Origin of the sequence: Phyllobacterium myrsinacearum (genome assembly GCF_014138285.1) — a bacterium.
Lineage (GTDB): Bacteria > Pseudomonadota > Alphaproteobacteria > Rhizobiales > Rhizobiaceae > Phyllobacterium > Phyllobacterium myrsinacearum_A.
In genome coordinates this window covers 96,514-111,328 of record NZ_JACGXN010000010.1, presented here as the reverse complement: position 1 = coordinate 111,328, position 14,815 = coordinate 96,514, and the positions used below count along the sequence as shown (strand labels likewise).

Below are 14,815 nucleotides of genomic sequence, written 5' to 3'. Positions count from 1 at the left end.
TCTCTCCTTTTGAACATTATGAACCAGCAGCAGCTGTGGCCAGCCCGCCAACGGCAACTGCCCCTGCTGCCGTGCTGGCAGCAGTAGCGGCAGCGCCGGCGACGATCGCTCCGCAAGGTTCCAGAATAAAGCACGCGATCGCACCCACCACCGCGAGAGCGCCTACGCCAATAGCAACCCCCTGACCCGTCGTCAGTCCGGTATCCGAGGCGGGCGCTGTTTTCTTTTCTTCCTCCGTTGCGGGAACCGGTACAGGCTTCGGTTTTGGATCGACGCAGATACAATCGGTAGCAACCGTAATTTCATTTAACTGTTTGCCATGCTTTGCCGCTATCGCCTGATACCGGGACCGCTGGCTTCCCCTGAAACGATCACCCGGAAATTTCATCTCGACAAAGCTCGTCGGTTGTCCGCCTGCTACGGCGATAACGTCAAGCCGTGACCCGGGAACCCCCATGCGCGTCATAGGTGTACCATCAGGCAGCGTATACATATTTCCCGATGGATCGAACGTCACTTCAGAGAAAATACCATTTTGCGGTGTGTGTGGCATTGCCTTGATGGCCACGTCGACACATGTTTGTTGTGCGGTACCCGCCGCCTTACACTCACAAGCTATGTTGCATAAAACGTCCAGCAGCGGTTTGTCCGGTCCTGTCACAGGACCGGTGTAATAACCTCCCGCGGAAATAGTGTTGCCTTTGTTGAGCAACATGCGATCCGTCAGTCGGGTAACCGGTTTGCCTTCCATGAAGACATTTGGTGACCAGGATAAAAAGGTGGCGCGATGTTTGTTGACGCCGGATATAACGCCGCCGCCAACTCCGGGTTCATCACCATAGGATATCGAAAACTCCGAACCCTTTATCCCATTCATCGCGCCGCCGTTCGAGCGCACGGTTTTTGTCCCTTTGGCAAGATCCCGGGCAAAGGCTATGTTGGTATAGGGAACAGGTATGGTCGGGCTTTTGCAGACGTCCGGCAAAGTCGAACGGACCCAACCGGTGGAGTTCTTGTGGCACAGCGTTATGCCGTTGATCGCAACTGTTTCGTTCACACCGGATTCTCCGCAACGTAGCGCTCTATGATACCGACACAACGCAACCCGCTGCGCTGGCTAATGGCAATATGCGTTATAACACTTTTGGACGATACATTTGACAGTGTATCGGGTGGAGGGACGAGTGATAAAGCGGCCATAATCGCGTCTGTAACAACACCGCATTCACCGCAATAAAGAGGTGGAGTTTCAAAATCAGCAGCTAAATGGTCCGGTAAAGGTTGGGAAGCAGACAGAGCAACAGATATGTCTTCCGAACGCCAGCGCTCCCCGTTGAGATTGACCATAAACCGATCCGGCAGCACATCACGCAGTGCGAGCGCCAGCGGCTTCGCAAGTCCGCGGCCAAGAACACCTATTGGTTTTCTGAAACTTTCCTCTTCATACCCTCGATAAGCGGCAAGCACGGTGCCCAATGCCCCTTCTGTCCCAGGGTCTACCTGCGCAACGTACGCAATGACGGCGCCTTCACCTGGGATAACGCCATGTGGATTGTCCTTCGTCAAAAGGCGATCCTGAAGTGTCAGGATGTCGATCAACTCGGCATGCATCAAACTGTCAAGAGCTCCAACAAAGCAATCACTTGAGTTCTCCTCGGAAACGGATTGGAGAGCCCGTGCCAACTCAGCCAGAAATATCGTTTCCTTGCCGGAGAGAAAAGTTACCGTACGAATCCAGGTGCCGAACTGTTCAAGAATCCAGTTTTGCAAAGGCTCGCGCAGCGGATTTTCCATAAACCAGTCCGGAACGATCAATCGCAGATCAGCCGCCACTGTCTTCTGAGGTAATTGGGATTTCACATCATCTGCCGCGGTTTCAAACAATCGCTGCAGACGCAGTTCGAAATTCCGTGGCTCATTAAAGGCAAACACTGGAGCGATACGAACAGGTAGACCATCTGGCCCGATGACATCTGATGATTTTACAAAATTGCGCACGCCATTTTGATAGGATGTCGCTGTCTCTTTGAGTGACATGCCAAGCGGGCAGCATACCCCAATGGCGCGAATATCTGCGAGCGATGCCGTCATCACGCTACCCCGGCCATCTGCTTCACGATGACACTGCAGTTTCTTATTGCCGTATCACGCCCATTACATGGAACTGTTGTGTTCCACACCATATCGACCATCTTGTCTTTCGCATTCAAGCTCACGGCAATCAATCTGAACCGTGTCTCTACCGCCGACTGGCCAATCCACGTGGTGGCGCGCAGCACAATTTGCGGCAAGCGGAACGAGAAAATACCATCCGGATGCAGTCCTTCTGCCTCGACAGTTTCACCACCCTTCAAATCGAGTATCTGGTCCTGTGATGCTGCCTGATAAAAACGATCGGAAAAATCGTCGGGGAGAAGTGGTGCTTTCGTTGCCCGCCACTTTTCATCATACGTACCCGCGTGGCTGCGTCTTGGTTCCCAGGCAGGCTGCAATGGCCCAAAGCCATGCGGCTTGGGCAGAGGCCTGTCATACCGTATCAGGTTTTTGGGATCCTCGATCAACGGCAGGGCCATCTCAGAGCCCAGCGGGAGTTTGCCCCAGGCGGCTGTCCAGCCGGTACCGATCGGATTGTTGGAAAGTGGTTCGGCATCTTCACGACGATCAAACGGATCAGCACCACCAAGGCTGTTTTTCCATGTAAGAGCAATACCGCCAAATTCATCAGGCTCGGAAACAGCCGCACCGTTTCGCGAAACTTTCAAATGGCGCTGACCAAATACCACTGCATTCTTGTGGAGACTATTGACTGAAACGCGAATGGGTAACCGTCGCACTGCTGCCATATCCGGGGCGCAAGCAAAACCTTGCACGGTAAAGTCAGTTTGGGGACGGAACGGCGAAATGTCTGTTTCAGCGGTCAATTCCGCAGCATCGTCTTTGCGGTAAGTCGGTGCCAGTCTTACGGGCCCCTGCGCATCAGCCAGAGCAACGAGACCATCTCTCTGCACTGCGAACGTGGCGCGAACAGCAACCACCCAATGCTCCGCGCCATGCCTGTCACGCACGAAATAGCCCTGTTCAGAAAAGGGTGTCCGGTTGTTGACGTCCCACATGGTATGCGTACTCAGTTGAGATCAATAACACCGGCATCAAGAACAATATTGCGAGCAGCCAATTGTCTGATCGATTCTCCTTCGACGGTAATAACCCCATCTTGACGCAGAACCAATCGTGATTTGCCGTTCTGGATTGTCAGCGTTCCCGTTGTCTCATTGACAGAAATCAACTTCGCGAGTGCCATCAAGGTAGACCAAGCGTCGTTCGTTGCTTCATGCGAACGGGCATTCCGTTTGTCAAATTTAGGCTTGTCGTTCACGTTGTTCTCCTCTCAGCCCCCGTGGCCGGAATAACGGCGAAACATCTCAATACTTGCGTCGGGTTGCACTCAACCACAGGGAGAAACTTGGGTCAAATGGTCAGAACACATGCAAGAGCTTCTTCAATGGGGGGAAGTCGGCTCCGCTTCTGATGCATCCTGCTCATCATGGTGATCAGCAGCGAGCAGCATGTAGACCGCAGGCACTACGAAGAGCGTGAACAATGTACCGATGGCCAGCCCTGTGGCGATCACCAACCCTATGCTGAAGCGGGCGGCCGCACCGGCGCCGGCAGCCAGGATCAGCGGTGCCACGCCCAGAACCATGGCGCCCGTGGTCATCAGGATCGGACGCAGCCGAATACCGCAGGCTCCTTCAATCGCCTCACGCTTTGATTTTCCGGAAGCTTGCAACGTGTTCGCCACCTCGACGATCAGGATACCGTGCTTACTGATCAGCCCCATCAGCGTGACCAGTCCAACCTGAGTATAGATGTTCATTGTTGCGCCACCGATGCCAAGGGTGATGAAAGCGAGCGCGCCTGCGATCGACATGGGCACCGATACAAGGATAATCAGGGGGTCACGGAAACTGTTGAATTGTGCCGAAAGAGCCAGGAAAACGATAATCAGCGCGAGAGCGAAGGTGGTCGCCATACCGCTCGATTCCTGAACGAACTGACGGGACTGGCCGCCATAGTCAACCGCATAGCCTTGCGGCAGTGAACGTGCCGCGATCGACTTAAGGGTATCCAGTGCATCGCCGACGGCAACACCTGGCGCTGGTACGCCGGAGATGGTCGCCGAGTTCAACTGCTGGAAATGGGCGACCGAGCGCGGCGTTGCTTCGAGTCTGGCCGTGGCGATCGCCGAGAGCGGAATCTTGGCGCCGTTCACGCTTGCAACCGGATAATTCATTATCTGATCGATGGTTTGACGGGAGCGTTGCTCTACCTGCGGGATAACCTGATAGGAGCGGTTGTCAATGCTGAAATAATTGACGTAGCCGCCGCCCAGCATGGAGGCGAGCGCTGCGCCCACATTGTTCATGGACAGGCCAAGCGCCGATGCCTTGCTGCGGTCGATCTGGATCGAATATTGCGGATTGTCAATGTTCAGATCCTTCATCAGAAAGATGAACATGCCGGACTTCTGCGCTTCCTGCAAAAAGGTGTTGGACACTTCGTTGAGCTGGTCGAAACTCCCGGTACTGCCGATGGCGAACTGCACCGGCAAACCGCTGGCACCCGGCAGCGGCGGCATCTGGAAAACGACAGCCTGACCGCCCGCGATATTGGCCATTTCGGCCTGCACCAGCGGCTGCAGATCATTCGCTGTTCTCGTGCGTTGGTCCCATGGTTTCAGAACCATACCCTCGAACGATGTGCCCGGTGCCTCAACCTGCAGGGTCTTGTCGGTCTCTGGGAAGCTGCGGAAGATCTTGGTGACCTGGTCAGAATTGAGAAGCTTTTGTTGGAGCGTCGCATTGGGGGCGTTGGTCACCTGCGCGCCAAGAAACCCCTGGTCTTCGTTGGGAGCCAGTTCGCTCTTTGCACCGGCATAGAGGAAGTAAATGCTGCCGAGAATTATCGCAGCGAACATCAGGGTCACAGGGACCGTGTTCAGGCTGCCGTGGAGCATCCGCATGTAGGGCCGATGGATCTCCGAGAAGCGGCGATCAATGAAATCCGAGAGCCGCTCCTCCCAGCCGCTGCGGTCGGTGAGGTGCGGCTTCAGGATGCGCGAGCACATCATGGGCGTCAGCGTCAGCGCGATTATCATGGAAACGCTGACGGCGCCGACCAGTGTAAAGGCGAATTCAGTGAACAACGCGCCGGTCAGGCCACCCTGAAAGCCGATTGGTATATAAACGGCGATCAGGACAACTGTCATGGCAAGGATCGGGCCGACCAACTCGTGCGCTGCAGCCAGCGCCGCCTGCATCGGGGCCGCGCCTTCTTCGATGTGGCGGTTGACATTCTCAACGACGATAATGGCGTCGTCGACCACAAGACCGATAGCCAGCACCAAGGCGAGCAGTGTCAGCAGATTTATGGAGAAGCCTAAAATAAGCATGAGCGCGAAGGTGCCCACCAACGACAACGGTATGGCGATGATAGGAATAGCAACAGAACGGGGTGAACCGAGAAATGCGAACACCACAAAAATGACAATTACCAAGGCTTCAACCAAGCTCTTTACGACTTCGTTGATCGACGTCGTAACGAAAGTACTGGAATCATAGACGATGTAACCTTCCAGCCCTTGTGGCAGTTGTGCCTGAATGCCCGGAAACACCGCCCGCACACCCGCGATTACGTCGAGCAGATTTGCTGTCGGCGCGATCTGGATACCGATGAAAACACCGGTCTGTGCATCGAACCCCACCTGGACATCGGTGTTCTGAGACCCGAGTGTAACGGTGGCAACATCCTTCAGGCGCACGATCGCACCATCAATCTGCTTGACCACCATTTCTTTGAATTCGTCGGCTGAATGCAGATCCGTCTGCGCCGTCAGCACCGTCTGGGTCATTTGACCGCGCGTGGTACCTATGCCGGAGATGTAATTGTTGGCCGCAAGTGCGGTCCCCACATCACCTGCCGTCAATCCATAGGCGGCCAGCTTGTCGGGTTTCAGCCAAGCCCTCAATGCGAAAGTTCTGCCGCCCAGAATTTCAGCTGTCTGAACGCCGTTAACCGTTTGTAATTTGGGTTGGACCACGCGTGCCAGATAATCGGTGATCTGATTGCCCGCCAAAACGTCGCTGCGGAAACCAATGTACATCGCATCGATCGTCTGGCCGATGGAAACCGACATGGTGGGCTGCTGTGTGCCGGACGGCAATTGATTGATCACCGAGGACATCTTGGCGTTGATCTCGGTCATTGCCGCGTCGGCATCATAGTTGAGACGGAGGTTGACTGTGATGGTGGACGTGCCGCTTGTGCTCGACGAGGTCATGTAGTCGATGCCGTTGGCCTGGGCGATGGCATTTTCGAGCGGCGTCGTGATGAAGCCGGCAATCACGTCGGGTGCCGCGCCCGGATAGACGGTGGTCACCGTGACGACAGCATTCTGTGTGCGCGGAAATTGGCGGACCGTCAATGTGCGGAAGGACTGATACCCGATAACGACAATTAGTGCGCTCACCACTAAGGCAAGGACGGGGCGCCGGATAAAAATGTCGGTGATGTTCATCGCCGCGCCTCAGTTGGGATTTGCCGGATCAGCATTTGGATCGTTCGCTGGCTGCACCGAATTGTTGACAATGACCGGCGAGCCGTTACTCAGTTTCAACTGGCCGGAAGTCACTACGATCTCTCCGGCACTTAATCCCTTCGTCACCGCAATCTGATCGCCGCGCGCCTGACCGGTCGTGACAAATTTCTGACTGGCGACGAGTTGTGGCTTTCCGTCCGCTCCCTTGCCCTTGTCGGTCACCACATAAACGACATTGCCATAAGGATTGATGGTAACGGCGGTCTGCGGCAGGGTGATATAGTTTTGCGGTTCACCGACCACCACGGACACATTGCCGAACATACCGGGCAAAAGCTTGCGATCGGAATTGGAGAGACTTGCCCGGATCGTTAGATTGCGGCTCTGGCTATCCACCAGCGGGCTTATCGCCACGATCTTGCCGTCAAATGCTTGATTGCCGTAGGCATCCAGCGTTGCGGTCACCGGCTGACCAACTTTGATTTGTGACAGAGCCTGCTGGGGCATTGAGAAATCAAGTTGAATGGGATCCAGCAGCTGCAAGGTTACAACAGCGGTTCCGGCAGCAAGATACTGACCAAGGCTAACCAGCTTGACGCCAAGGTGCCCATCAAAGGGCGCACGGATCAAATATTGATCAACCAGCGCCTGCTGCGCCACAACTTGCGCCTGTGCGGCCCTCAAAGTTGCGAGATCACTATCAACCTGTGACTGCGGAATGGTGTTCGACTTGATCAGTTTAGAATCGCGATCATAGGTGATCTGCGCATTATCCACGGTGGCTTGATACTGCTGCAGTGTGGCGATCTGCTGATCGGCAAGCAACTGCACGATCAGATCGCCTTTCTTGGCATCCTGACCATCCTGAAAGCCGATTTTCTGCACGATGCCCTGAACCTGTGCCGAAAGGTTGGCACCTTCGACGGCATTGAAACCGCCCACGGATTGCAACGTCGTCTGCCATGGGCTCATCGCCGCAGTGATCGTCGAAACGGTTTGCGGCGGTGTCTTGAGATTGGCCAGATAGGCCGCGATCATGCGATTCTTGAATGCCTGAAAGCCGAAAATACCACCCAGGATCAGACCTATGACGATCAGCATTATAACCATGCGTTTTATCATGGCTTCAAACTCTACTCTTCAAGGACAGGCCGGTACGGCGCTTGATCAGTGCCACCCCCGCCGCGTCTTACGGTAAATGCTGCTCCGCCTGCGCTGCCGCAGGCTCGCCGCCGCCCTGGTTGAAGCTTGCGGCGTTCAATTCGGTAACCCTCAAGCACAGCGGACCAGTCAAACGTCATTGCAGACCTCCTTTTCTGAGTGAGTAGGCGTTTAGTACCAGAGGTAAAGATGCCTCGATTCTCAATAGAAGAACTTGCCGCCGCTTGCCCCGCCCTGGTAAGTAAAACTTAAAAACAGTGGCATAGCGATCTTCAGCGCATTTGGAATGCTAACCCGACGAATCCTAAAAAACTCGAAACAACACGTAGCTGAACGTTATTGTATGAACCTGTTGCGTGAGAACTCAAGCACAGATTTGCAATGTGGCAACCCTCGGGACATGAATTGGCACAGTTCCATCCGTCAAGAACTATCGATATCCCATTTACGCGACGCGTCATTGAACTCATGTATACGAGGAAAGTTCAACCGGCGAAACGCTGTTCTGGTACTCCAGTTACACCAAGCCCGGTGACGGAAAACAGGCTGCCGCGCAACACTCCATCCTCGGGGAAGCGCGGCAGCGGCGGTTTTGCCATGGAAGTAACATAGAGGATGTCGAGATTTGGCCCGCCGAACATCACACTCGTTACCTTTTTGACCGGCATCTCTATGATGCGGTCGACAGTCCCGTCTGGTCTGTAACGTATAACTTTTCCGTCATAGACCTGCGCATTCCAAAGGCATCCCTCGGAGTCAACTGTGGATCCATCCGCGGCCCCGCCGGTTGATGTATCGAGCTTGGTGAAGGTTCGCCGGTTGGCAACGGTTCCGTTGGCTTGATCATAGTCATAGGCCCAGATTTCACCGGACCAGGAATCGGCAAAATAGAAAGTTCCACCATCGGGGCTCCAGCATGGACCATTCGAGACGATGATTCCGTCATCCAGTTTTTGAACGCTAAGATCAGTGTCGATCCGGTAAAGCGCACCATTTGGCCCGCTTTCCATAGTATCCATGGACCCGGCAACGAAACGCCCCTGCTTGTCGACCTTGCCATCATTGAGGCGGTTGGCATGTTTCTCAGGTTCCGGGTCGTGGATCAGTTCGACGTCGCCGGTCCTGAAATCCAGGAGATGAAAACCTCTCGCCAACGCAACGAGTGCGCCGGTTCCATCCTTGCGCAGGGCCATCGATCCGATCTTCATCGGAACATCCCATGAGCGGATTTCGCGACCGTCAGCCGTGGCGCGGAAAATGCGGCCATCAAAACTGTCGATCCAGTAAAGCCGCTGCTGATCCACGTCCCACAAGGGTCCTTCACCCAGCGTCGTTTTCACGTCCACTACAACATCGATCTTCATCTTCTCTCCTCATCCCCTGAAACGTGGTTCCGGCAATCCGCGAACGCCGAGCCCGTGAACGGCAAAGACACAGCCCGCCTCCCGTTCGCGCGGATAGGTATTGCTGAATGGTCGTGCCATCGACGTGACGAACGCAACATCAAGATCGGGCCCGCCAAACGTGATACTCGTGGTGGATTGGGCGGGCAGACCGACAATGCGGTCCACAACGCCATTCGGATCAAAGCGGATCAATCGTCCCGAATAAACTTCAACACTCCAGACATAACCTTCCGCATCGACGGTCGCCCCATCGGGGTAGCCGCGCAAGGCGTCGAACGTGGTGAACACGCGCCGGGACAGAACCGCCCCGGTAGCGGTGTCATAATCATACGCATAGATCGTTTTTCTATGGCTGTCGGCGAAATAGAGGATTGACCCGTCCGGGCTGAAACAAGGGCCATTTGAACAGATGATCCCCGTATCCAGCGTATGAACCGAAAGATCAGTATCGAGACGAAAGAGCGTTCCCAACGGGTCGCGTTCTTCAAAATCCATCGAGCCTGCAATGAAACGGCCCTGGCGATCCACCTTTCCGTCATTCAGGCGCGGCCGCAGTTCACCCGGATGCGTTTTATGCAGAACGGTTGCTTCTCCGCTGTCGAAATCAAACGCATAAAATCCGTCTCTCAACGACAAAATTGCTCCGCCACCTTCCCGTAGCGCCAGAGATCCGATTGGCTGATCAAGCTTCCAAACTTTTAGGTGGCCGCCATTGAAATCACAAGAATAGATAGCCGGGCCGTAGGAATCGATCCAATAGAGACGTTGCTCTTCCACATCCCAAAGTGGACCTTCACCGAGCTGGTTTTGATCCGTACTGAAGACTTCGATGCGCAGCATGGTGTCCTCCTAGAATGCGACATTGTCGCCGCCCTTGAGTGCAAGTATGTCTCTGGCTTCGTCGGGTGTCGCAACTTCCATTCCGAGGCCTTCGATGATCTTGCGTGCGAGCAGCACCTGCTCGGCATTGGATTTCGCAAGTTTGCCTTTTCCCGCCCAAAGACTGTCCTCAAGTCCGACGCGAATGTTTCCACCGATAGCGGCGGCCTGTGCGGCAATGCGCAATTGGCTCGCCCCGGCTCCCAGGACCGACCAGCGGTAATTGTCACCAAACAGGCGGTCTGCCGTGCGCTTCATATGAGCGACATCTTCAGGATGTGTCCCGATGCCGCCGAGCAGCCCAAAGACCGACTGCACGAAGAACGGCGGTTTCACCAGATTGCGGTCGGCAAAATGCGCCAGATTGTACAGATGCGCGATATCGTAGCATTCGAACTCGAAACGTGTGCCATTGTCGTAGCAGGTAGCCAGAATATACTCGATGTCCTTGAAGCTATTGCGGAAGACCAGGTCGCGTGTGGCCTCCAGATGCGGCTTTTCCCAGTCAAACTTGAACTGCTTGTACTTGTCGGCCAGGTGATAGAGCCCGAAATTGATTGAGCCCATATTGAGCGAGGCCACCTCCGGCTTGAAAGTCGCAGCGGGTTTGACCCGTTCCTCGACCTTCATGTAAGGGCTGCCGCCTGTCGTTATATTGATCGCGGCATTTGTGTTCTGTTTGATGCGCGGCAGAAACTTGGCGAAGGCCTCAGGTGTCTGGTCGGGTTTTCCTGTTTCGGGGTCGCGGGCGTGAAGGTGAAGGATTGCCGCTCCGGCTTCTGCCGCTGTCAAAGCTTCCTGTGCGATCTGGTCCGGCGTGATGGGCAGATACGGTGACATTGTTGGTGTATGGATTGCACCGGTGATCGCGCAGGTGATGATAACCTTGCCCTTTAGGCTTGAACCATTGGATATCTGTGTCGTCTCGCTCATTGTCCGAACTCCTGCGTTGATTTTTTCTTGTGTGCGGCAAGCGCCATGAGATTGCGATCACGCCAAATCTGCCGTTCGATCAGTTTATCAGCTGGCAACCGCGCGCGCCGGTCAGCCTCGACAGAATTCAGGACGTCACCTGCCCAATCGACACGCCGCAGCATCTGCGGAAACAGTCGCTCGTAAATTATCTGGTAGCGATCCACGTAGTCACGCACACCACCCGGCGCGTTTAGATCAATCGTCTCAAACGGCCCCATGAACGACCAGCGCAGGGCAAGTCCATCACGGATACCGATGTCGACATCTTCGACCGTTGCATAGCCATCGGCAACGAGCCGGAATGCTTCCTCCAGCAATGCGCCCTGCATTCTATTCATAATAAATCCGTCCAACTCGCGTTTCATCACCAACGGCGCGTGACCGGCAGCGACAAGGAATGCGTGCGTACGCTCAATTATCTCCAGTGACGTCCATGGAGCGGGAACAACCTCAGCCGCAGGAATGAGATAGGGCGGATTGATAGGATGAACGACAAGACAGCGATGCCGACGCGTTAAGTGTGCCGTAAACGCTGAAGGCAGCAATGCCGATGTCGAGCTTGCTATGATAGCATCGGGATCTGCTGCTTCGTCAAGCCGAGTGAACACCTTGATCTTAACGCCGAGATTTTCAGGTGTATTTTCCTGGATATGGACGGCATCCTCAAGTGCCTTGCCGAGATCGGTTTCCGGTTCGATCCGCGCCAGCACCTCTCCCGGCATATTACCATTCAAAAGATCGTGGTGTTCGAGATCACCAAGTATATCGCTGATATAACTCAGGCCCTGTCCGACGGCATCCGGGGACTGATCCCACATGCTCACCCTGTAGCCAGCTCTGGCAAAGCTTATAGCCCATGCCCTGCCGATGAAGCCGCACCCGACGATGGCTATCTTTTGCATCACGCGCTCCTCCTCAAAGGGTTTCGACATTACCGTCAACACCGAGCGACTGGCCCGAAATGTTGACACCAGCATTGGACAACAGGAAGGCGACCATGCTTGCCACGTCGTAGGGGCTGACCATGCGCCGGAGCGAAACATTCTCCAGATAGCGTTCCGTCATTGCTTCGTGGGAAAGTCCAAGCTGCTTGGCCCTGTTGCTGATGACATTCTCGATACGTGGCCCCTCGACAATACCGGGCAAGATCGCATTGACTCGGATCGAATGCGGCCCAAGTTCCTTTGCCAGACTCTGGGTGAAACCGATCACGCCAAACTTGGCCGCTGAATAGGGTGTACGGTACGCATAGCCGTGGCGACCGGCCGCGGACGACATGTTGACGATCGACCCGCCTCCAGAGGCTTTCAACAGTGGGACAGCAAGGCGCGTGCAGAGGAATTGTCCGGTAAGACAGATATCGATGCATCGCCGCCAGTCATCTGTAGTGATTTCATCCACGCTCCCCGTTGGTCCGGCAATCCCGGCATTGTTGATGAGCGCATCGAGACCGCCGAGGGTACTCGTTACTTCAGCGAACATGCGTTCGACATCGTCCTCACGCGACACATCTGCGAGCATAGCGTGAATTGGTGTGATTGCCGTGCGCGCTTCGTCGAGCGCCGTTTGCGACACGTCGCAGATGACAACGCGAGCCCCCAGTTTCGAGAGCGTGGCAGCGATTGCGAACCCAATGCCTGAACCACCTGCAGTGACAAGCACACGCTGGTTGCGCAAACCACCCAGGAATTCATCAGCCGATGCCGGAGCAATCCTGTTCATTATTTTTCCTTTCGTTAAGACCGCTTTTCGCGAAGAGCCATGACAGCGCCCAGCACCACCAGACCGAACAGAATCGCTCGTGTTGCGTAGGGCAGTGTCGTTCCCGCCAGAAACATTTGCAGTGCCGTGAGCAGAAGTACGCCGCCAAGCATGCCCAGATAGTGGCCGCGCCCGCCGGTGATCAGTGCACCGCCAACGACGACCACAGCGATGGATGGCAACAAATAGTCATCACCCATGCCAAGGCTCGCCTGTCCGGAGAATCCCGTCAGCAATATGCCCGCAAGCCCTGCACACAAGCCTGAAAGGACATAGACAAAAATCAATGTACGGCCGACCGCGATGCCGGAGAGTTGTGCGGCGCGCAGGCCATTGCCGATGCCATAAACCCGTCGGCCAAACGCCGTGCGTCCCAACAGCAAAACTCCGGCAATCACGAACATCACCATGAAGACTACAACCGGAGTAACGGCCAGTATCTTTCCGGTCATGAACCAACGCAGCATCGGTGATGAGAAACCAGCCGGTGTGCCCTGCGAATAGATCAAAGCGCACCCTTGCAAGATGCCGTTCATCGCCAGCGTCATGACGATGGGCGAGATGCCGAGCACGACAATCCCGACTCCGTTGATCAAACCGATGAGGCACGCAACCAGCAGGACAAGTGGCAAGGCATAGAACAGGGCCGCGTCCGAACCGTTAACGATCCCTGCCAGCAATATGCCGGATAGCCCAATTGTCCAGGGAACGGACAGGTCAAGGCCGCCTGTTAGAATAACTGTCCCCTGCCCCAGGGCCAACACGGCTAGAAAGCTCGAAAGAACAGCGAGAGAATTCCAGTAAGTCGGGTTGAGAATTGTTCGCCCAAGCCAAAACTGGGTTACGAGCACAACAAGAAACAGACAGAGATAGGCGGGCAAAGCATAACGGATTGTCTCGCCGTTGCGGGAGAGAAAGGGTACCGGGCTCAGATTGCCGGTAACAGGCTGCGTTGTCTTCAGCCGCCGGTCTGCCTGATCAAGCTGAGACGGTAACAATCCCTGCCGCCATGCCGTCAAACGAGATTTCACGCCGCGTAACTGCAGCGCGAGGACCGACTGACCGGAGATAGAGCTGGCCAGTACGGCAAGGATCAGAATTGTCCCTTCTGCAATTGTCGAATAATAGGCAGACACATTGAGAACCAGCAGGATATTGACGACCATCATCAGAATATAGGCACCGAAAACAGTACCAACCGGACCTCCACGCCCGCCTCCCAGACGTGTGCCACCGACGACCACGGCGGCAAACATCGACAGAAGCAGCGGATTACCAACCAGCGGGTCTCCGCTCCCGGTCTGTGCACTGATGAATACGCCTGCGAGGCCATAGCAACCACCCGCAATGACATAGACCAGAAAACGTACGAGCGGCACACGTATGCCTATGGACGCTGCCGCGTCGGGATCGCTCCCAACCGCATAAAGTGCTGTGCCAAAGCGCGTATTCTTGAGCCACATCCACGCAAGGATAACCGCTGCGATGACAACCAGCGGCATTGGAAGCCAGCCAGGTATAGCGTCTCCCAGATAGAAGTTCGCAAGTTCCGGGGCTACGAACCCGCCCGGCTTATCCATGACCAGCAACGTCACGCCCTGTATGATGAACATGGTCGACAGTGTGACGACGATGGGCTGCAATCGAAAGAAGGCGATGAAGATACCGTTGAAAGCGCCTGTTGCCATGCCGATACCCACGCCGACACAGGTCCAGTAGAACACGCTCGTTTGCGCAACGGCCGGGTCCATGCTCTGTGCCAGCACAGCATTCACAAGAGAAATAACGGCACCGGCCGATAGATCAAATCCACCCGAGAGTACCACGATGGTCTGACCAATTGCCGCCAATGCAGATGTTGCGCCGCCACTCGACAGAAACGAAACATCAAAATAGCTGAGCGGACCCGTACTGACGAAGTCCACGATGCCCAAGAGACCAAAAAAGACGGCAATCGCGATCAACATCGCGCGACGTTCGGCTGGCATCTTGAACAACCTGAGACGATTGCTGCTTGCAGAGGTAATGCTGTTCA

12 protein-coding genes are annotated in these 14,815 nt (G+C 55.2%); all 12 read right to left on the bottom strand.

Features of this window, described 5'->3' with window-relative positions:
* Window positions 1-16: 16 nt before the first annotated feature.
* On the bottom strand, window positions 17-1,057 hold the full coding sequence (locus FHW16_RS22785; protein WP_182551576.1) for a PAAR-like domain-containing protein: 1,041 nt from the start codon (window positions 1,055-1,057) through the stop codon (window positions 17-19).
* A complete protein-coding gene (locus tag FHW16_RS22780; RefSeq protein WP_182551575.1) occupies window positions 1,054-2,091 on the bottom strand; it encodes a hypothetical protein in 1,038 nt (345 codons plus the stop codon). Before FHW16_RS22780 ends, FHW16_RS22785 begins: the two co-directional genes overlap by 4 nt.
* Window positions 2,091-3,113, bottom strand: coding sequence for a DUF2169 family type VI secretion system accessory protein (locus tag FHW16_RS22775; protein WP_182551574.1), 1,023 nt, complete (start codon window positions 3,111-3,113; stop codon window positions 2,091-2,093). Before FHW16_RS22775 ends, FHW16_RS22780 begins: the two co-directional genes overlap by 1 nt.
* Window positions 3,114-3,124: 11 nt before the next feature.
* Entirely contained in the window at window positions 3,125-3,376 is a 252-nt protein-coding gene (locus FHW16_RS22770) for a hypothetical protein (RefSeq protein ID WP_182551573.1), read from the bottom strand.
* A 123-nt stretch (window positions 3,377-3,499) separates the two neighbouring features.
* Complete coding sequence (locus FHW16_RS22765) at window positions 3,500-6,577, bottom strand: efflux RND transporter permease subunit (RefSeq protein ID WP_182551572.1); 3,078 nt, start codon at window positions 6,575-6,577, stop codon at window positions 3,500-3,502.
* Window positions 6,578-6,586: 9 nt separating this feature from the next.
* Complete coding sequence (locus tag FHW16_RS22760) at window positions 6,587-7,708, bottom strand: efflux RND transporter periplasmic adaptor subunit (protein WP_246711911.1); 1,122 nt, start codon at window positions 7,706-7,708, stop codon at window positions 6,587-6,589.
* A gap of 536 nt (window positions 7,709-8,244) precedes the next feature.
* Window positions 8,245-9,123 carry an SMP-30/gluconolactonase/LRE family protein gene (locus FHW16_RS22755; RefSeq protein WP_182551570.1) on the bottom strand — a complete coding sequence of 293 codons (879 nt, stop codon included), beginning with the start codon at window positions 9,121-9,123 and terminating at the stop codon, window positions 8,245-8,247.
* Window positions 9,124-9,132: 9 nt separating this feature from the next.
* Window positions 9,133-10,005, bottom strand: coding sequence for an SMP-30/gluconolactonase/LRE family protein (locus tag FHW16_RS22750; RefSeq protein ID WP_246711910.1), 873 nt, complete (start codon window positions 10,003-10,005; stop codon window positions 9,133-9,135).
* Window positions 10,006-10,014: 9 nt separating this feature from the next.
* Window positions 10,015-10,977, bottom strand: a complete 963-nt coding sequence (locus tag FHW16_RS22745) for a 3-keto-5-aminohexanoate cleavage protein (protein WP_182551569.1) — start codon at window positions 10,975-10,977, stop codon at window positions 10,015-10,017.
* Window positions 10,974-11,921: a 3-hydroxyacyl-CoA dehydrogenase gene (locus FHW16_RS22740; protein ID WP_182551568.1), complete on the bottom strand. Its 948-nt coding sequence runs from the start codon at window positions 11,919-11,921 to the stop codon at window positions 10,974-10,976. Before FHW16_RS22740 ends, FHW16_RS22745 begins: the two co-directional genes overlap by 4 nt.
* A 13-nt stretch (window positions 11,922-11,934) precedes the next feature.
* A complete protein-coding gene (locus FHW16_RS22735) occupies window positions 11,935-12,741 on the bottom strand; it encodes an SDR family oxidoreductase (protein WP_182551567.1) in 807 nt (268 codons plus the stop codon).
* Between the two features lie 14 nt (window positions 12,742-12,755).
* Window positions 12,756-14,768: an ABC transporter permease subunit gene (locus FHW16_RS22730; RefSeq protein WP_432652075.1), complete on the bottom strand. Its 2,013-nt coding sequence runs from the start codon at window positions 14,766-14,768 to the stop codon at window positions 12,756-12,758.
* Between the last annotated feature and the right edge of the window lie 47 nt (window positions 14,769-14,815).